Here is a 17,528-nt window from a genome sequence, read left to right as displayed (position 1 = left end):
TCTTTGCGAGGCAATCTAGCGACCAACATTCGAGTTGATAATTGGGCCAGAAAGCAGTTCTATAGTGCCGCCATGGAAAGAATGAGCCTCGACCGTCTCACCGGGTTGATCGCGTTCGCGCGCGTCGGCGCGCTGGGCAGCTATGCGGCGGCGGCGCGGTCGCTGGCGGTGTCCCCCTCGGCGGTCAGCAAGAGCATCCAGCGACTCGAGCAACGCCTGGGGGTCTCGCTGTTCACGCGCACGACCCGTTCGCTGGCGTTCACGCCCGAAGGCCGCGACCTCCACGAGCGCGCCCTGAGCCTGATCCGCCAGGCCGAGGAAATCGAGCAGATGGCGCTGACGGCGCGCTCCGAACCGCGCGGCGCGCTGCGGGTGGCCACCTCCCTGCCGATCGGCCTGCACGTGATCGCGCCTGCCCTGCCCGCGTTCCGGCGGCGCTTTCCCGAGGTGACGATCGATCTTCGGCTCGGGGACCAGATGACCGATCTGATCGAGGAAGGGATCGACGTCGCCGTGCGTATCGGCGAGCTCCCGGACAGCCGCCTGCTGTCGCGCAAGCTGGCGCCGTATCGGCTTTGCTGCCTTGCCTCCCCGGCCTACCTCGCCGCGCGCGGCGCACCCGCGCATCCGCACGACCTCGACGGCCACGACACGGTCAACCTGCGCTACCAGAGCACCGGGCAACTCTTCCGCTGGCCCTTCATGATCGGCGGCCAGGAAATCGAGATCCTGCCGCGGTCTGAGATCGTCGTGGATACCAGCGAGGCGGTCCTGGCCGCGCTCGTCGCCGGCGGCGGAATCGGGATCGGCGCGTCGTTCGCCGCCGCGCCCTATATCGCGCGCGGAGACCTGTCGCCGCTGCTCGTCGACTTCGCGGTCGAACGGCGGAATGTCACCGCCCTCTGGCCCGAAAGCCGACGCAGCAATCCAGCGGTCCGCGCCTTCCTGGACATGCTCGGACCGGCCTTCGAGCACAAGGCGACCGTGTCGGACCTGGTCAACACCGGGTCCAGTTAGCGGCGAGGCGCGACGACGGACATGCGACATTGAGCGCCTAGCCGCGCCTTGGCCAAGGCTGCCCCCTGCCATCGACGCCCGCCGGACTGGGATGAAAGACAACGGACCGACGATTAGTCGAAGGCGAACTCGCGATGGTCCGGATCTTGTCGCAACTGCCCTTCGGCTAAGCGCGAGCCCATCCGAGGTTTGTTCCGGTCGGAGGAACGCTCCGAACTGGGACAGTCCTGCCGGGCAGCAGTCGGGCGGCCTGACACGGATATCTGAGCGGTGCCGGCATCCAAATCCCAGAAATCACCGGAGAAGAGCGGCTTCGACGACGGCGGCGATTGTGGTCTCGATGAAGCGGTCGTCGACCGGCTCTCTGGAAAACCACCGACGATAAAACAGCGGACCAATCACCGCCGCGACCACGTCGGTGGCGGATGTCTCCGGATTCACTTCCCCCCTGTCCTTTGCTCGTTCGACGACGGCATGGAATGGCGCCATGAAGGCTGTGTGCAGTCCAGCCTGCAGGGCGGCGATTTCCTGATCGCGCTCCGCCGCATCGACGATCGAGGGATAAACCGATGCCCACGCGGCAGACCGAAGCTGCTCCGCGAGCGTCGTCACCAGCGTATGGAGATCGGCGTGCAAGCTGCCGGTGTCGGGCGGCGGAGGTGCGTTCCCGAGCCTGGAACAGGCGTCGATCAGCAAGGCGGAGCGTGACGGCCAGTGCCGATAAATGGTCGTTTTCGACACGCCGGAGACACGCGATACCTCGTCGATGCTGACACCGCTGATCCCGCTCTGCGTCAGTTGGCGATAGGTTTCGGCCAAGACCGCCGCTTTGGATCGTTCCACCCGCTTGTCCGCAATCCGATCCACCCTAAGCCTCCCATTGACCATTACGATACGCTACGGTAGCGTTCCACAAGAACGGTACCGTTCAGTATCGGTGTGTACCGACAAAGCCGCAAGCCAGAGAGGTCTCGCTCATGAAATTTGCCTACACGCGCCTTGTCACCAAGGATGTCCCGAGCCTCGCCAGCTTTTACGAAAAGCTTCTGGGCGCACCGCCCAAGGGGGATGACCACTATGTCGAGTTGCATCCGGGCGGTGCGATCCTGGCGATCGTCAGCCAGGCGGCCGCCACTTATGCGCATGGCGGGGAGTGGTCCGCCAGCGCGAACGGATCGGCGATCCTCGAGTTCGAAGTCGACAACGTCGACGCGGAGCGGGCGCGCATCGACGTCTTCGTGACCGACTGGTTGCAGCAACCCAAGGACATGCCCTGGGGCAACCGCTCGATGCTGTTCCGGGATCCTGACGGCAACCCGATCAATTTCTTCACCCCCGTCGCGAAGGGCTGATCGGCGACACCCCTCTCCCCGGTACGCCGGCCGATCTCCTTGTTCAGATCAGCAACCCGGCGATCAAGCAGGTCAGGCATCTCGCTCATAATCCGGAGCACGGCGCGTGCCGCCTCGGTCAGCGATGGCGCTATGTCCTCCTCGGCAAGCAACTTAGTCATACCGACGGGAGTGTCTGTTTTTATCAGGGATTTAGGTAGCAACCTGGCGTAGTTCCGCATATCACCGACCGGGCAAACATCCCCCCCCGTTCCATCATCAACAGCGCTCGCAAGTCCGCGTGGTCAAGGGATTTTGCGATGATCGACATAGGCAATTATCGTCACCAGAGAAGAGCTTGTCGGGTGCAAAAAGCAGAGGAACATTGGGGCGCGACGGCTCCGGAAAGCTATAGTCAATCAGCCTCTAGGATAGCGCAGACAAGCGCCCCTACCAGCGCCTGCCAGGGTGCGAACTTCATTGCTGCGGAAGCTGTTGTTCAAACGGTAGCAGTCATCCACACTACCGATCGCTTACCATGCTCGACATTGGCAGTCACAATTAATTCGCATACGGAGGCTATTTCTGAAAAGGATCGCAATCCTTCTATCATTGTTTTCTACAAGTTTTTTCGCCACAGAATCGCATTACGACCGCTACGCCGCAGGCAATGAGGAGCTTAGGGCCAGGATTTCCCAACTGGACAATGCGACAATTTTAGCTGACGAGACTCGAATCGCCCCCATTGCCAGTGAGATGCTGCTTAAGGTAAAACCCCTTGTCCGCCGAGGTAGTAACGGCATAGCGATCCAGGAATTTTTACTGAAGCAATTTTCAGCGCATGGTTGGCGACCAATGTTAATTGGTTACGAAGGGTACCGGGAGGCAGTACCGGTTTCCGTAAATAATCAAGTGGGAAATGCCGTCCCTACTGACGCGCCATTTCCAGATGCCGCACTTGTCAAAGTGGAATTGGTAGCTGCGTCGCCACAGGCCCATGTAGCCCAGGCATGGACATTTGCTACTCCCAATGCAACTGAGCAACAGCGGCAGCTATTGATGACAGCTCGTCGCGCGCTACGAATGGGCATTGCTCAGATCCGGGCTGGGGAGCGGCTATCCAATGTGGGCACTGCCATTCAGCAGGAACTCGATGCCAACCACGCGGTGGCCATACATGAGCTAGTGGGATACTCCATGGGCCAGACGCGAGTTCAGGAGCCCCATGTGCTGGGCTATGGAAGCTCCATCAACGATGAAACTCCGATGAAATCCGGTCAGGTGCTAAACGTCTATGTGGTGGCGAAGTCAGGCACCGCCGGCATACGGTTCCAACCGCCGGAGTTCTGGACCGTGCTTACCAAGGACGGCGCGGATAGCGTGATGCTTTCGGCGATGGTCGAGGTGACTGATGATGGGCACAAATTGCTGAGCAAGCTGATCGACTGAGTGTCACTGGGCGCTGTCACGCAACCTGCGATGCCGGTTCACTATCCAGAAGTGGCTTTACTCCAGATTTAACCGCACCCATACAGCTGCCAAGCCAATGACAACGAGTTGCCGCGCGCAACGCCATAGCGGAGACCGACAAAAAGTTACCATTTACATTTTCGCGATCCGGCGAACGAAAGCAGACTCAATCCGATGCAGCGACTGAGCGTTGCTCATGCCCAACCGACGACAGCCGCGTGGTCCACGATGACGTAGGAGCCACCGCGCAGCGACGGAGTGGCGGTGCGGGTAGCGGTACGACTGGCAGGTTGTGCGTAGCCGTCCAACGTTTCAGTGACCGCCACTGCGGGAAGGCTGTACGGCGGATCATCCACTGGTGAAGAAGACTGCATGGGCTGTCCGGCGGCACTCGCCGCCGTGGCAAACGCGCCAGCGGCAGCCATGCCGAAGCGCAAATGGCGCCGCATGCCAGCGTGCTGCTGGCAGAAAGACCGGACCAGAACCATATCAGCCCGCGCCTTTGGACCGTACTTGGGCGACATCCAAGGCATCCATTCCCTCGCACGAAATGAGGTAGTCGAGCCGCGAGACCTCTTCGTTGCCGAGGTGCATACCGCGCAACGCCACCGCTGCGCCAGGGGGCAATCGGGCCATCAGGCCCCGGCGTGCGATCAGCGTCGCCTCGTCGGCGCCCCCCATTACCCCCAGCGGATCCTCCAGTTGCCTGATGGCATGTTTCTCGTGCAGGAACTGGGGCTTCCACAGCGGAACCACTGCCCACTGCCTGCGTCGCACCGCGTCTTCGTACGCGGCAACGCAATCGTCCAGCGTGCCGTTCTCAAAGTGATAGCCGGAGTTCGCGAGGCCGTACCGCGCTATCGCCGTGCGCGAAAACCGGCTGATACCCGCCCCGGGGCCGATCCCCTGTATGCGCTTTTGCATGCGCGCTGCCACTTCTGGCCTGCGAAGATCGTCGATCGAGTACACGGCATCCTGCGGCACGTAGTCAGGCACGCCCCAATACGCGTAGGGGCGGTAGAGAACGGCGACGTTCTCGAAGCTGTCCGCCATGGGAGCGAAATACATACCGTGACTGTCGGGCAGCCATGCGCTGCACAGGACATCGGCCGCGCCGTCGCGCAGTTGTTCGAAGGCTCGCTCGTGGGGGGCGAAGGTTTCTTTCACATCCACGCCATGACTGGCAAGGATGGAGCGGACCACGCTGGCCGCGGCGCGATGAAAGGAAAGATCGATCGTCAGGAGACGAACGGGGATGCGGTGATCCATGGATGCTGAACTCCGGGGCACGATCGCTGCTGCAAGCGGCAACTTTCAACGGATGGACGGATGGACAGATCGCGCTGCGCGCCGCACGGTCGGCTGCGCAGCGCGCAACGTCCGGCTAGCGCGGGCCTGCCGGCAGATCGACCCGGAAGAGCTTCACCGGAAAGCGGATGGTCGACTTCCCCTGGTTGAATGCCGGAGCGCCATCGATCTGCGGCACCGGCAGGTAGATATGGCCGTGCCCATCGAGGAAAGGCGCATCGACCCAGCGCAGATGGTCGTCGCGCGCGACCACCGACAACGTTCCGTCCGGAGCACGCCGCATCAGCGCGTTGTCGGCCAGCGGCGTGTAGTACAGGCTGCCGTCGGCGCCCATTGCCGTGCCGCCGATCGGCGGATTGTCGAACCATGGGCTCACATGCCGGGCGAGGGCCTCGTCGCTCAGCGCGTCATCGTCCAGGTAACGTGTCCCAACCTGCGACAGCGACCCCGCCAGCGGGCCGAAGTACAGGGTCTGGCCGTCTGGGCTCAGCTCCAGCGGATCGGCATTCACCTGCAATGGCTTGCCGTCGTTGCCGGCTAGCACCTTGCCGTTCACGATGATTTTGTCGTCGGCGCGGGCGCGCGCGAACGGCGCGCCGTCGAAGCGGCGCCGCGCGCTACCGTTGTCGAGATCCAGCACGATCACCGCGCCTTCGCCGGCATCGGTCAGGTAGGCATGCCTGCCGTTGATGCGGATGTCATCGACGTAGGAGTGTTCGCGAACTACCTCTTTCGCAAAGGTGTAGACGCGGACGATGGTGTCGGTGCGGGGATCGATATGGACGACCTTGGCGCCGTCGGCGATCGGCTTGCCACCGAACTCCGGCGTCCCGGTATCGACGATCCAGAGGTCGCCGCGCGCGTCGCTGTGGATCGCATTGACGCTGACGAATGCATGCGCTGCCTCGCTGCCCGGCTTCCAGCCGTTCCAACGGGCATTCGGATAGGGAGTGAGCGAGCCATCCTTCTGCGCGACGGCCACTGCGGGGCCGGTGTTGCCCGTCCAGCGCGGCGAACTGACGATGAAGCGCCCTCGCCCATCGAGCGCCACCGCATTCCACGGCATCTGCCGGCTCTCGCGCACGGCGACGGGCGTTGCAAGGTGTGCCGTCGCTGCCGTCGCTGCGTCAGGATGGGCGAACGGAGCGGCGCCCGTGAGGGCCGCGGCGACGAGAAGGGCCCACCGATGGCGGGGGAAGGGGGATGGCATAGCGCTCTCCAGCAGGGAATTTACGAATGGAACTCCGGCCGGATTGTGGTGAGGCAGCGTGCCCGGAACCAGCGGCGAGCGGAGCAAGCAGTATTGTGATAATTTTGAAAATCGCCGCATCCCGCTAGGTTTCAGATCAGCCGGAACTCGGCGCACTCTGCTGGAAAAACCTCAATGATCAGACTAGAAGACGTGCGGATTTTCGTATCCGCGGCCGACAGCGGCAGCCTATCTGCGGCAGCCCGACAACTGGACATCACCCCGGCGGTGGCCAGCGTGGGGCTGAAACGGCTGGAGACGGAGCTCGGCACCCGGCTGCTCGCGCGCTCGACGCGCAGCCTGCGCCTCACGCCGGACGGCGAACGCTATCTGCAGTACGCGCGCAACGTAATGGAGCAGGTAGAAGCGGGACGTAACGCAGTGGCCCAGGGCCAGAAATGGATCGGCGGAACGGTATCGCTGTCCGTGCCCTCCGACCTGGGTCGCAACGTACTGCTGCGATGGCTGGACGAGTTCCAGGCCCAGTACCCCAGCGTCTCGCTGCAGGTCCGCATCGGCGACCAGATCACCGACATGATCCGCGCGCCCGTCAGCGTAGCGATCCGCTACAGCGTCTCCGAGGATTCCTCGCTGGTGGCACTGCCGCTCGCGCCCGACAACCGCCGGGTGCTGTGCGCTTCGCCCGCCTACTTCCTGCGCCACGGCCGACCCGCGATTCCGGCGGACCTGGCTCAGCACAATTGCCTGCGCTTTGCCCTGAGCGACGCGTTGCACGATCGCTGGACGTTCTTCGGTGGAGGCGAACCGGCAGTGGTGTCCGTGCATGGCGATCGCAGCAGCGACGACGGAGAACTGGTCCGGCGCTGGGCCGTTGCCGGACTCGGGATTGCCTACAAGTCCAGGCTGGACGTGCTGGACGATCTGCGCGCTGGCCGACTCGAGGCGGCGCTAACGGAATTCGAGGGAGAGCGCGCGCCGCTCCATTTGGTCTGCGCACACAGAGCAATGCTGTCGCCCACCGTCAACGCATTGCGCGATGTCCTCGTACAGCGGATCAGCGGCCACCTTGCGTGAGGAAGCTCAGCGGATCTGCCACCGCCCGCTATTTTCAACATAATTTTGAAACTGATATCGCTCACCGCGTCTTTTAACGTATGTGGCGTGGACGGATGATGGCGCCATCTTTGGCTGGAGCTGAAGCGCAATCGACGCTGCGCTGGCTCGCGCCGATTCGATTCTGTCTGCGTCCGGAGCACCACCATGAAAGCCATTGGCTACTACCGCAATTTGCCGATCGGCGATGCCGAATCGCTGATCGATCTCACGCTGCCCGACCCCGTCCCCGGCGAGCACGACCTGCTGGTCGAAGTGCGCGCCGTGTCGGTCAACCCGGTGGACGTGAAGATCCGGGCGGGCGTCGCACCCGAAGCCGGCCAGCCCAAGGTGATCGGCTGGGATGCGGCGGGCGTGGTGCGCGCCGTGGGCCAGGGCGTCACGCTCTTCAAGCCCGGCGACAGGGTGTGGTACGCCGGATCGTTGAAGCGGCCCGGCACCAACAGCGAACTGCACCTCGTCGATGAGCGCATCGCCGGCCGCATGCCGAAGACCCTCGATTTCGCGGCCGCGGCGGCGCTTCCCCTGACGACCATCACCGCCTGGGAGTTGCTGTTCGATCGCCTGGCCATCGCGGAAAGCGACCAGCCCCAGGACGCCACGCTGCTCGTGATCGGCGCAGCCGGCGGCGTGGGCTCGATCCTCGTCCAGCTCGCACGGCGGCTCACGGGCCTCACCGTGATCGGCACCGCATCGCGCCCGGAAACCGCCCAATGGGTCACCGAGCTCGGTGCGCACCACGTGATCGACCACAGCAAGCCGCTGTCCGGGGAACTCCAGCGCATCGGATTCTCCGGCGTGGACTACATCGCCAGCCTGAACCAGACGGGCCGCCATTTCGACGAAATCGTCGCATCGATCAACCCACAGGGGCATATCGCGCTCATCGACGATCCGGATCTCCTGGACTTCCGCAAGCTCAAGACCAAGAGCGCGTCGCTGCACTGGGAATTCATGTTCACGCGCTCCATGTTCTCGACGCCGGACCAGCTCCGCCAGCACGAACTGCTGACCCGCGCGGGATCGCTGATCGATGCAGGCGTGCTGCGCACCACGCTCGCCGGGAACTTCGGCACGGTGAACGCCAGCAACCTGCGCCGCGCGCACGAATGGATCGAGACGAACCGCAGCCGCGGCAAGATCGTGCTCGAAGGATTCTGAGCAGGCCCGCAAAGCATGGGTCCGGCAGGGCTAGCTCGGGCGCGGCAGCGTGATCGGCATTCGATCGCCATGGAGGAAACAGTGTCATGCTCAATTCGGAGACCACATGAAACACGACCAGATGCGACGGCACATCAGTCAATCGGGGCTGCTCGCGCTGGGGGCGCTGCTCGTCGCAACCCGCGTACTGGCGGAGGCTTCCGGGCCCGCGAAATCGGCTTCCGTTGAGGTTCCGGGGAGTGCGGAACCACGAGGTTCCGAGAGGCCGACGAAAGTGATCATGCTCTTGTACCCGGGCACCACCATGCTCGACTGGATAGGTCCGTACGAACTGCTGCATCGGGTGCCCGGAATCGAATTGGTCCTCGCCGCAAAGACGCGCGACCTCTACAAGAGCGACAGCGGCATGGTGAGCTACCAAGCGAACGCCCTTCTCCAGGACATCGGCAAAGCCGACGTTCTGCTCATTCCGGGCGGTGGCATGGGAGTACGCGACGTCTCCAACGATCCCGACGTCATGGACTGGATCAAGTGCATCGACCAAACATCCAGGATCACCGCCAGCGTCTGTACCGGATCGCTCATCCTGGGCCGCGCCGGGCTCCTGCGTGGACGCCGAGCCACGACACACTGGGCACTGCAGAACATGCTGAACGACCAGGGCGCCACCTATACGGACGAGCGATGGGTCGTCAGCGACAAATACTGGACCTCGGCAGGCGTATCCGCAGGCCTGGACATGACGCTCGCGCTCATCGGCCACCTGCGTGGAGACACCGAGGCGATGAAGGCTCAGTTGAAGATCCAATACGATCCCAAGCCTCCATACCACGCTGGTTCGTGGTCGACTGCTCCTGAGGCCATTCGCGAAGCAGTGGGCGTGCCGATGCCAAGCCACAGCTGACGCAGCCGATGTCTGTCCGTTCCGCTCGAACTGGCTGGCTCCGTCCAGCATTAAGGCAATGACTGTGAACATCACAACAGACGAGACACTTCCCGTCCGGGCACACATGCCCATGAGGCACTGACGCAGTCTCTCCCAGCGCAGCCCCCTTCCCTTACGTAACACCATCCGATGCCACGAGCTGTGTCAGATGGTCCCGCTGGGCGAAACGACGATCTACGAAATGGAGCGCCGCGGCGAGTTCCCTCGCCGTTTCAACCTGGCGCCGCGCTGTGTCGTATGGGACTTGGGCGAAGTGGAAGTTTGAATCGAACAACGTAAGCAGGCGCCCCGCGCCGGCATCGTCAAACCGACGTCCACCAAAGAAAAACCCGCCCTGGCCGGGCGGATTCGGAAAAGATCTAGTCGTGCGCGGAGCCGTTCATCCGACCAGGGCGTCCAGTTCCTTCAACCATTTCACCGCAACGTCGCCGAAGCACTTCACGTCGGTCAGCCGGCGCTTCTCGCGCTGCTTCTCCATCGCGGGCGACTTGCCCTGGGCGATGGTCTTCTTGGCATCGATGAGCTTTTCGCGGGCCATCGCCAACGAGAGGCCGGCAGGTCCGTAGCGCCCGATCGTGAGCGTCTCCCGGCGTCCATGAAGACGGTAGTCGTAGCGGAAGGTGACGGTACCGGTAGGCGATACCGTCACGTACATTCCATCTCGATCAAAAGCCTTATAGATCTTGGACTTAGGCTTGAGATTGCGCAGTGCAGTGTCGGTCAGCATCGAGGTTTTCACTCCTGTTCGTGACGGCTTTTACCGTCAGGGACTTGGAGACCCGCTGATGCTCGGAAAGCCGCATGAAATAAGCTTTCCTCAGGAGATTTTTACCGTCAAAGACCGTTTTGGCCTCAATAGTAAACGGGAGGGTCTTGATCCGACCTCCGGTTCGTACCGTCAGCGCTACCGCCGATCCGTTGTGCTGGCCGGCGATAGCTACCGATAGTTGCCGTGACAAGCTTCCTTTCAGATCAACAAGTTGCAGCGATTTTTCGATAGCTGACGATGGTCCCCGAAGGACCTGATTTCACTCCCACTCAATAGTCCATTGCGGTACTTATACACCTAGTTACTCGCTAAGTAGATGTTACGGAGAGTCTGCCAATCTCCCGGACCCGAGCGTAGCCAGCGTGTACCTGTTCTTGCGCCACCGCTGCCCATGAGGGTCGCCACGTTGATCGTGATTAGCAAGGGCTGGTGCACTAGTGGGAGCCGCCGGGGTGTCTAATCCACTGCGCATCCTTGGTCACTTCGGCAGTACTCCCGAAAAGTATCCATCCTAGGCAACGACTTAGGAACTGACGGCGCGTCCAAGGTGTCTGTCTCGACTGTGGTGTGTTGACAAGTGTTGCCTAGGTGGGGTACCGCCAGGCGCTGGTCGAGGTGCGCTCATCTGCGCTATCCTGGAAGACGATTGACTATGTGGTGCCGGAACCGTGGAGCCCTGACGGTCCTCCGTCTTCCGCACTAGGCAAAGCTCTTGCCGGATGACGGTAGAGGTGACGGTAATGCCCTATGTCAATCATCGCAAAATCCTTTAACCATGCGGACTTGCGAGTGCTGTTGATGATCGAGTGGGAATTCCATGGAAGGGACAGCGCGGCCAGTAAACAGTTTGGCGTTACACGTATCGTCAAAAAGACATCCACTAAGCTGCTTGACTACAGGCCGAGACGGTCACCAAGGCCGCCTCGAGAGCATGCGCGGGCTGAGCCTGCTGATGCGCCCAGGTGCAGTTCTTCGCGTCCTGCGCACGAAGCCGACCGAGAACGAGGCCAGCTGAGTCCATGTCGTCTCTTGCTTGGATCGATTTTGACGAAGCCGAACGGCAGCGAGCGCAGCGCATCATGGCGCTCTTTCAGGAGCGCGAGAGCCGCGACGAGCTGGGACTGGGGGCAATCCGGGATTCCATCGCCGATCATCTCTTTCCGGGCACAAGCACGATACAGACGCGCCTGCGATACATGCTGTTCATTCCCTGGCTCTATCGGGCGCTGGAAAAGCGCGAATTCCCTGAAGCGCAGCTCCGCACCGAGGCGCGCGACACCGAAATCCGGCTTGCCGACGCACTGAAAGCCGGCGGTGAGTCCAACGGCATCATCGGCCGGGATGCAGGGCCACGGCTTCAGCGGTTGCCGAGTTCCGTCTATTGGGCTGGCCTGGGCGCGTGGGGCATACGGGTCTTCCCGGGCTCGCTCGACAGTCTGTTCGTCGCCTTGCGGGGCCGTGGCCGGTCGCGCGGCGCATCCAGCGGCGAAGACGCTCTGGCCAGCGCCCAGACGCCCGCCGTCTGGAATCCAGCCTTGCCCCAGATGCCCGACAACCTACTTGAGCACGCCGTCTTCCGCCTGACCACCGACGAGGCGCAATTCCTCATCGACCGCCTGATCTCCAGCCAGCCCACCGCACTGCTCACGATGCTGGCGCGCGAAGGCATCGACGCGGACTGCGACTACATCTGGACGCACCCCCATCTGTCGGCGTTTCCATCCGCGGCGCGCCGCCTCGTCCAGCATGGGGAAATCTTCTCCCATGTGATGCACGGCGCGGCGCTGCTCTATAACCTCGCGCTCAGCGAGCTGCGCCAGCGTGACGACTGGATCGAGGTCTATCGCGCTCGGCTTGAAGCCTGGAGCGACGAACTCGATACCGGCGCCGTCCGCGCATGGTCGCTCGATGATTTCTGGGATGTCGTGGAGCACCCGGCGCACGCCGTCCGACCGGCCGCCAAGCGGTTCGTGAATGAGTGGCGCGACCTGGTTCTGGCCGGGACGGAGCAGGTAATCTCGGCGCCCGCGGCGCGGCGACTCGTCGAGGAGCGCGAACGCCGGCTCAAGACCAACCAGTCCCGCTACGCCAATCACGCTGTACGTGACCGCTGGACCGGCGCATCGGGCGCAGACCGCCTCAGCTTCCGCTGGGCGCAGGCCAAATCCCACCTGCGGGATCTCGCCCATGCTGAATAGGCGCACCCTGGATCCCGAACAGCGGACGCTCTACGGCGCCAATCTTCAGCCGCCGGCGGGCTATGTCTTCGACGCGGGGGTCGCCACGACCTTCTCGCTCGACTTCGAGACGGCGCTCGCCGTGCCAGTCAGTCTGGCGCTCTTCGCCGCCGAGAACCGCGACGACATTCTTTCCCATCCGCTGGCTCTGCTGGAAGGGGCCGAGCGCATCGCCGGCCGCCTCGTCGTCTTCACCGACGCTGGCCATATCCAGGCGAGCGCCCGGTCGCATTCCCGCCTTTGCTCGCTGCTTGAACGCATCATTGTCGAAGTCGCCGCTCCTCAAGGCGGCGCCTTCCACCCCAAGATGTGGGCGCTCCGCTTCACGCCGTTGCGGCCCGAAGACCCCGCCCGCCTGCGTCTGCTCATTCTCTCCAGAAACCTGACGCGTGATCGCTCATGGGACATCGCCGCCACCCTCGATGGCGTGATCACCAGGCAGCCCAAAGCCGTCAACCGCCCGGTCGCCGACTTCCTTCGCCAGCTCCCCGACCTCGCGACCGTCGGCGTTCCCGACGGAACGAAGACGCTTGTCGATGACCTGGCCGAAGACATGCGCCGCGCCGAATGGAGCCTGCCCGAACCGTTCCAGAGCGTCTCCTTCGCCGTCAACGGCCTCGGCGGAAAGCCATGGCGCCCGGAACCCTGCGTTCGACTGGGCGTAGTGTCGCCCTTCTGCGACGATCAAACCTTGTTGATGCTCGCGGGCCTAGCCAGCGCCGAAAAGCCCATCTTCATTGGGCGATCCGACCAACTCGCCCAGGTGCCAGGCACCACGCTCAAGGGCTTTGCCCGCGTGGCGGTGCTCGACGAAATGGCGGCCACGGAAGATGGCGAAGAGGAGGACGCAGCGGCCCTGCAAGGGCTCCATGCCAAGGCGTTCATCGCCGAACGCGGCTGGGACACCGCGATCACAGTAGGCTCGGGGAATGCCACGCGGCCGGCGCTGCTGACCGGCAACAATGTCGAGATCTTCACTACCCTGACCGGGAAGCGGTCGCGGGTTGGCAGCGTCGAGGAAATCCTCGGCGACAAGGGGTTTGGCCGGCTGACGCGGCCGTTCATCCGCGACGAGACGGGAGCCGCAGATGCCGCGCGACGAGCCGCCGAGGCTCGTTTGGATCGGGCCAGGCGCGAGATTTGCCGCAGCGGCCTCACGCTACGGTGCGAGCGCGGCGAGCATAGCGCGGATGGCGCGCCGGCCTGGCAGGTCTGGCTGATCCCGTCCGAACCGCTGCCCCTTACCGGGCTCGGTGCGCTGCGGGTTTGGCCGATCACGCGAGGCGAAGGCCATGCGCGCGATGTGCTGGAGCCGCTCCGGCAGGGACAGCCCGCCGACCTTGGCGCGATGCCCTTGGTTGACCTTACCCGGTTCCTCGCCTGTCAACTGACGGACGAGATGGAAGATATCTCGATCCTGTTCAGCACCGGGCTAATGATGGAGGGGCTGCCCGCAGAGCGCCACTCCGCCATCCTGCGCTGGGTGATCGACAGCAAGGACGCCTTCTTCCGCTATCTCCGGCTGCTCCTCTCCGAATTGGGCGATCCATTCGCCGCCGCCCTCGCGGCGCAGGATGGGTCAGGTCAGGGCGCCTGGCGCGCGTCAAGCGACGACGCGCCCGTCCTCGAGGAGATGGTTCGGGCCTTCTGCCGGGGCGGGGACCAGCTTCGTGCCATCGAACGGCTGATCGCACGCCTGGAAACCGGCGACGGTGACGATACCGATCCGATTCCAGCCGAGTTCCGCGCACTCTGGAACACATTCCGAATTGCGCTCGCCACACAGGACGCCGCGCATGTCGAATGAACGATTTCGCGCAGATGCGGCGCTCGCTCCCCTCAAGATCTTTCAGCGGCGCACCGTCGACTACGTATTCGATCGGCTCTATGGCCGGGACGATCCTGTCCGCCAGTTCCTAGTCGCCGACGAGGTAGGCCTCGGCAAGACAATGGTCGCGCGTGGGGTCATCGCCCGCATGATCGAACACCTCTGGGACAGCACTAAGCGGATCGACATCCTCTACATCTGCTCGAATCAGGCGATCGCCGCCCAGAACCTCAACCGGTTGAACGTCCTTGGAAGGCGCGAGTTGGCCCTGCCAACCCGCATGACGCTCGTGCCGCTGCAACTGCGCGATCAGGCGGGCCTCGACGCTAACAAGGTGAACTTCATCAGCCTGACGCCGGGCACCACCTTCGATCTCCGCTCCGCGACGGGCGTAACGCTTGAGCGCGCTTTGCTGCTCCATCTACTGCGCGGTCTCGTTACGCGCCCGCGCGGTCTGCAAAACTTGTTGCAGGTCAACGCAGGCGTCGAGGGTTGGAGTCGCGCCGTCGACAATCTCACCCTCGAAGGCGTCGACGAGCGCATCACCGCGCGTTTCCGCCGCGACGTGCAGGCGGATCGCGATCTCTTCGAGGAACTCGAACGGGTGTGCGAACTGTTCCCCCGCCGCCGGGAAACCTATCCCGCAGAAATGACGCAGCCCCGCAATAGCTTGGTCGCCCGGCTGCGCGCCAAGCTATCCCACGCGTGCGTGGATGCGCTGAAACCCGACCTCATCATCATGGACGAGTTCCAGCGGTTTCGGGATCTGCTGCATGGCGACAGCGACGCGGCGATCCTCGCGCGCGAACTGTTCGACTACTCGGGAAGCGACGGGCACGCCGCCCGTACCTTGCTGCTCTCCGCCACACCCTACCGGATGCTCACGCTCGTCGGCGACGAGGCCGACGAAGGAGACCACTATCGGGACTTCCTTGAGACCCTGAGTTTCCTCTACGGCCGGGAAAAGGGGCCGGAGGTGGCAGCCACGCTGGCGCGTGAAATGCGCACCTTCCGCGGCCTCTTGCATGCCCTGCCACAGTCACATGCCTCAGCGGTCGAGACCCGCCAGACCATTGAACGGCGCCTGCGCCGTGTGATCGCCCGAACCGAGCGGGTCGCATCCACGATCGAGCGCGACTCCATGATGAGCGAGCCTCCCATTGCGGTCTCGATCGCGCCCGCCGACCTCGCGCAGGCATCCGCCGTTTCTCAGGTAGCGCGCGCGCTCAATGCACCGGAGATCATCGAATACTGGAAGTCGTCGCCCTATCTGCTCAATTTCATGCGTCACTACAGCCTGAAGCGGCTATTGGAAGATCAGGCTAACGCGCCTACGGCCATGCTCCGCACCGCAATTCAAGCCGCTCGATCAGCCATGCTCGATCACGACGCCATCGACGCCTATGCGCCGCTGGACCCGGCCAACGGCCGTATGCGCGCGATCATGGACGACGTCTTCGGCCAGCAACTGGAACAGAACCTCTGGATACCCGCCGCCCTGCCCTATTACGGCGAGGCGCGAGCCGGGGCACCGCTGACCAAAGCATTGATATTTTCGTCTTGGTCCATGGTGCCCGAGGCGATCGCAGCCCTGCTGTCCTATGAAGCCGAGCGGCTCATGGGTGTCGGCGAATCCGGACGGCGCTATTTCGAGCAGCATCGCCTGCGCCCCTTGCAGTTTCGGCTGGATCACGGCCGGCTCGCGGGTCTGCGCGCGCTGCTGCTGATCTATCCCTCGCCGGCGCTCGCCGAACTGGCCGATCCGCTGGCGGTGTTCAGCGAAACGGGGGCCACCTTGTCGCTTGAGGGAATGCGCTCCGCAGTGGGCGACCGCCTCAAGCCCGCCCTGGGTGCTTTGAAGGAAGGCACGGTGTCGCATCAGGACGCGCACAGCGCCGAGTGGGCCGCCCCAGCCGTGATCGATGACCTGCTGGGCGCGCGATCCCGCGCCTGGCTGGAAGCGTCCCACGGCATGCGCGCCCTGGCGAGCGAAGACGCTTTCCACGAGCATGTCGCCGAACTGGCGGAAGCAGTGAGGACGCGCCACATCGCTGCTTCGTCCGACGATCTTTCGGACCTGCTGGTTGACGTCGCGCTCGGCAGTCCGGCCGTCTGCGCGCTTCGCGCTCTCAAGCGGATAGCGCCCGAGCTTGCGTGGGATGACCCACGCTTGCTCAGCGCCGCCGCTGAAGTCGCTTGGTCGTTCCGGGCGCTGTTCAATCAGCATGACGCAGTCGCCTTGCTGCGACGGGATACTGACGATCACTACTGGCGCCGCGTGCTGGCCTATTGCGCCCAGCACAACCTACAGGCCGTCCTGGACGAGTACGCACATTACCTCGTCGATGCCGAAGGACTCGGCGCCCGCCCAGCCGAAGACCGCGCAATCGGTGTCGCTCGCGCCATGGCCCAGGCCCTGGCTATCCGCCCGTCGCAGATCGAAGTCGATGACGTGCGTGTCGATGGAGAGTCCCTCGCCATCGGCAAGTTCCAGATGCGCGGACGCTTCGCGATGCGGCTCGCCGACTACAAGGACGAAGATGGCGCCGTCGCGCGCCTCGGAGGCGTGCGTGACGCCTTCAACTCACCGTTCCGGCCATTCGTTCTTGCCACCACGTCGGTTGGTCAGGAAGGGCTGGACTTCCATCCCTATTGCTATCGCGTCTATCACTGGAACTTGCCAGGCAACCCGGTGGACCTTGAGCAACGGGAAGGTCGCGTCCATCGCTTCAAGGGCCATGCCGTGCGCCTCAATCTGGCCGAGCGCCAGGCCGCGGTCGTCCGGGGCCATGGGCAGACTCCTGACGATCCGTGGAAGCTCATGTTCGAGCGCGCTCGCTCGGAGGCGGAAGTCGATACCGACCTTGTTCCCTACTGGATTTACGAAGGCTCCGTGCGTGTCGAACGACGCGTGCCAATGCTGCCATTCAGTAGGGAAGTCACTCGGCTCGCTTGGCTTAAACACAGCCTCGCTGTATATCGCCTTGCATTCGGGCAGCCGAGGCAAGACGAGCTATTAGATTACTTCCATTCACTCATTGCAGCGGGCTTGAAGGTGGTGGATCTTGAAAGCTTACAAATAAGGCTTGAACCTTCGCCAAATTCCTGACGAGTTCGGAATCGATTTTAATCCTGAGC

At 63.3% G+C, this 17,528-nt stretch carries 14 protein-coding genes and 1 pseudogene; 10 read left to right on the top strand and 5 right to left on the bottom strand.

The window, feature by feature from the left end; genetic code table 11:
- The first annotated feature begins 81 nt into the window (after positions 1-81).
- Complete coding sequence (locus AB3X07_RS10630; RefSeq protein WP_369944468.1) at positions 82-1,017, top strand: LysR family transcriptional regulator; 936 nt, start codon at positions 82-84, stop codon at positions 1,015-1,017.
- Between the two features lie 294 nt (positions 1,018-1,311).
- Here the strand turns inward: AB3X07_RS10630 and AB3X07_RS10625 are convergent, their stop codons facing one another.
- Positions 1,312-1,884: a TetR/AcrR family transcriptional regulator gene (locus AB3X07_RS10625; RefSeq protein WP_369944467.1), complete on the bottom strand. Its 573-nt coding sequence runs from the start codon at positions 1,882-1,884 to the stop codon at positions 1,312-1,314.
- 110 nt (positions 1,885-1,994) lie between these two features.
- On the opposite strand from AB3X07_RS10625, the gene AB3X07_RS10620 reads away from it, so the two are divergent.
- Together AB3X07_RS10620 and AB3X07_RS10615 are read left to right on the top strand one after the other, a co-directional pair.
- On the top strand, positions 1,995-2,369 hold the full coding sequence (locus tag AB3X07_RS10620; protein ID WP_369944466.1) for a VOC family protein: 375 nt from the start codon (positions 1,995-1,997) through the stop codon (positions 2,367-2,369).
- Between the two features lie 591 nt (positions 2,370-2,960).
- A complete protein-coding gene (locus AB3X07_RS10615) occupies positions 2,961-3,797 on the top strand; it encodes a M24 family metallopeptidase (protein ID WP_369944465.1) in 837 nt (278 codons plus the stop codon).
- Positions 3,798-4,012: 215 nt separating this feature from the next.
- Here the strand turns inward: AB3X07_RS10615 and AB3X07_RS10610 are convergent, their stop codons facing one another.
- The 3 genes from AB3X07_RS10610 to AB3X07_RS10600 form a co-directional block, all read right to left on the bottom strand.
- Positions 4,013-4,342, bottom strand: coding sequence for a hypothetical protein (locus AB3X07_RS10610; protein WP_369944464.1), 330 nt, complete (start codon positions 4,340-4,342; stop codon positions 4,013-4,015).
- Positions 4,308-5,087, bottom strand: coding sequence for a glycine betaine ABC transporter substrate-binding protein (locus AB3X07_RS10605; protein WP_369944463.1), 780 nt, complete (start codon positions 5,085-5,087; stop codon positions 4,308-4,310). The genes AB3X07_RS10610 and AB3X07_RS10605 overlap by 35 nt, the downstream gene beginning before the upstream one ends.
- Before the next feature lie 115 nt (positions 5,088-5,202).
- Positions 5,203-6,336, bottom strand: a complete 1,134-nt coding sequence (locus tag AB3X07_RS10600) for an L-dopachrome tautomerase-related protein (protein WP_369944462.1) — start codon at positions 6,334-6,336, stop codon at positions 5,203-5,205.
- Positions 6,337-6,510: 174 nt separating this feature from the next.
- Between AB3X07_RS10600 and AB3X07_RS10595 the strand changes: the two genes are divergently transcribed.
- The 4 genes from AB3X07_RS10595 (at position 6,511) to AB3X07_RS10580 (ending at position 9,821) form a co-directional block, all read left to right on the top strand.
- Positions 6,511-7,410 (top strand): LysR family transcriptional regulator, encoded by a 900-nt coding sequence (locus tag AB3X07_RS10595; RefSeq protein WP_369944461.1) that lies wholly within the window; start codon positions 6,511-6,513, stop codon positions 7,408-7,410.
- Positions 7,411-7,596: 186 nt separating this feature from the next.
- A complete protein-coding gene (locus AB3X07_RS10590; protein WP_369944460.1) occupies positions 7,597-8,610 on the top strand; it encodes a zinc-binding alcohol dehydrogenase family protein in 1,014 nt (337 codons plus the stop codon).
- A gap of 106 nt (positions 8,611-8,716) precedes the next feature.
- Positions 8,717-9,514 (top strand): DJ-1/PfpI family protein, encoded by a 798-nt coding sequence (locus AB3X07_RS10585; RefSeq protein ID WP_369944459.1) that lies wholly within the window; start codon positions 8,717-8,719, stop codon positions 9,512-9,514.
- Positions 9,515-9,704: 190 nt separating this feature from the next.
- Positions 9,705-9,821, top strand: a complete 117-nt coding sequence (locus tag AB3X07_RS10580) for a helix-turn-helix transcriptional regulator (RefSeq protein WP_369944458.1) — start codon at positions 9,705-9,707, stop codon at positions 9,819-9,821.
- Between the two features lie 141 nt (positions 9,822-9,962).
- On the opposite strand, the pseudogene AB3X07_RS10575 reads toward AB3X07_RS10580, so the two are convergent.
- Positions 9,963-10,283 (bottom strand): annotated as a pseudogene (locus AB3X07_RS10575) (Arm DNA-binding domain-containing protein); the annotation flags it as partial.
- Positions 10,284-11,344: 1,061 nt separating this feature from the next.
- Here AB3X07_RS10575 and AB3X07_RS10570 point away from each other — a divergent pair.
- From AB3X07_RS10570 to AB3X07_RS10560, 3 genes are read left to right on the top strand one after another with little or no spacing between them, the layout of a single operon-like run.
- Positions 11,345-12,523: a DUF6361 family protein gene (locus tag AB3X07_RS10570; RefSeq protein ID WP_369944457.1), complete on the top strand. Its 1,179-nt coding sequence runs from the start codon at positions 11,345-11,347 to the stop codon at positions 12,521-12,523.
- Positions 12,513-14,369, top strand: coding sequence for a phospholipase D family protein (locus tag AB3X07_RS10565; protein WP_369944456.1), 1,857 nt, complete (start codon positions 12,513-12,515; stop codon positions 14,367-14,369). Before AB3X07_RS10570 ends, AB3X07_RS10565 begins: the two co-directional genes overlap by 11 nt.
- Entirely contained in the window at positions 14,359-17,499 is a 3,141-nt protein-coding gene (locus AB3X07_RS10560; protein ID WP_369944455.1) for a helicase-related protein, read from the top strand. Before AB3X07_RS10565 ends, AB3X07_RS10560 begins: the two co-directional genes overlap by 11 nt.
- Positions 17,500-17,528: the final 29 nt, after the last annotated feature.

It is taken from the genome of Xanthomonas sp. DAR 35659 (genome assembly GCF_041242975.1).
In the GTDB taxonomy this organism is placed as follows: Bacteria; Pseudomonadota; Gammaproteobacteria; order Xanthomonadales; family Xanthomonadaceae; genus Xanthomonas_A; species Xanthomonas_A medicagonis.
This window is presented reverse-complemented; position numbering and strand designations above follow the sequence as displayed.

Excerpts from the sequence above, each read along its gene's own strand:
- AB3X07_RS10580 (WP_369944458.1), top strand. The coding sequence starts at position 9,705 with ATGGTCCCGCTGGGCGAAACGACGATCTACGAAATGGAGCGCCGCGGC.
- AB3X07_RS10595 (WP_369944461.1), top strand. The coding sequence starts at position 6,511 with ATGATCAGACTAGAAGACGTGCGGATTTTCGTATCCGCGGCCGACAGC.
- AB3X07_RS10560 (WP_369944455.1), top strand. The coding sequence starts at position 14,359 with ATGTCGAATGAACGATTTCGCGCAGATGCGGCGCTCGCTCCCCTCAAG.
- AB3X07_RS10570 (WP_369944457.1), top strand. The coding sequence starts at position 11,345 with ATGTCGTCTCTTGCTTGGATCGATTTTGACGAAGCCGAACGGCAGCGA.
- AB3X07_RS10565 (WP_369944456.1), top strand. The coding sequence starts at position 12,513 with ATGCTGAATAGGCGCACCCTGGATCCCGAACAGCGGACGCTCTACGGC.
- AB3X07_RS10600 (WP_369944462.1), bottom strand. The coding sequence starts at position 6,336 with ATGCCATCCCCCTTCCCCCGCCATCGGTGGGCCCTTCTCGTCGCCGCG.
- AB3X07_RS10585 (WP_369944459.1), top strand. The coding sequence starts at position 8,717 with ATGAAACACGACCAGATGCGACGGCACATCAGTCAATCGGGGCTGCTC.
- AB3X07_RS10605 (WP_369944463.1), bottom strand. The coding sequence starts at position 5,087 with ATGGATCACCGCATCCCCGTTCGTCTCCTGACGATCGATCTTTCCTTT.
- AB3X07_RS10610 (WP_369944464.1), bottom strand. The coding sequence starts at position 4,342 with ATGTCGCCCAAGTACGGTCCAAAGGCGCGGGCTGATATGGTTCTGGTC.
- AB3X07_RS10620 (WP_369944466.1), top strand. The coding sequence starts at position 1,995 with ATGAAATTTGCCTACACGCGCCTTGTCACCAAGGATGTCCCGAGCCTC.
- AB3X07_RS10630 (WP_369944468.1), top strand. The coding sequence starts at position 82 with ATGAGCCTCGACCGTCTCACCGGGTTGATCGCGTTCGCGCGCGTCGGC.
- AB3X07_RS10590 (WP_369944460.1), top strand. The coding sequence starts at position 7,597 with ATGAAAGCCATTGGCTACTACCGCAATTTGCCGATCGGCGATGCCGAA.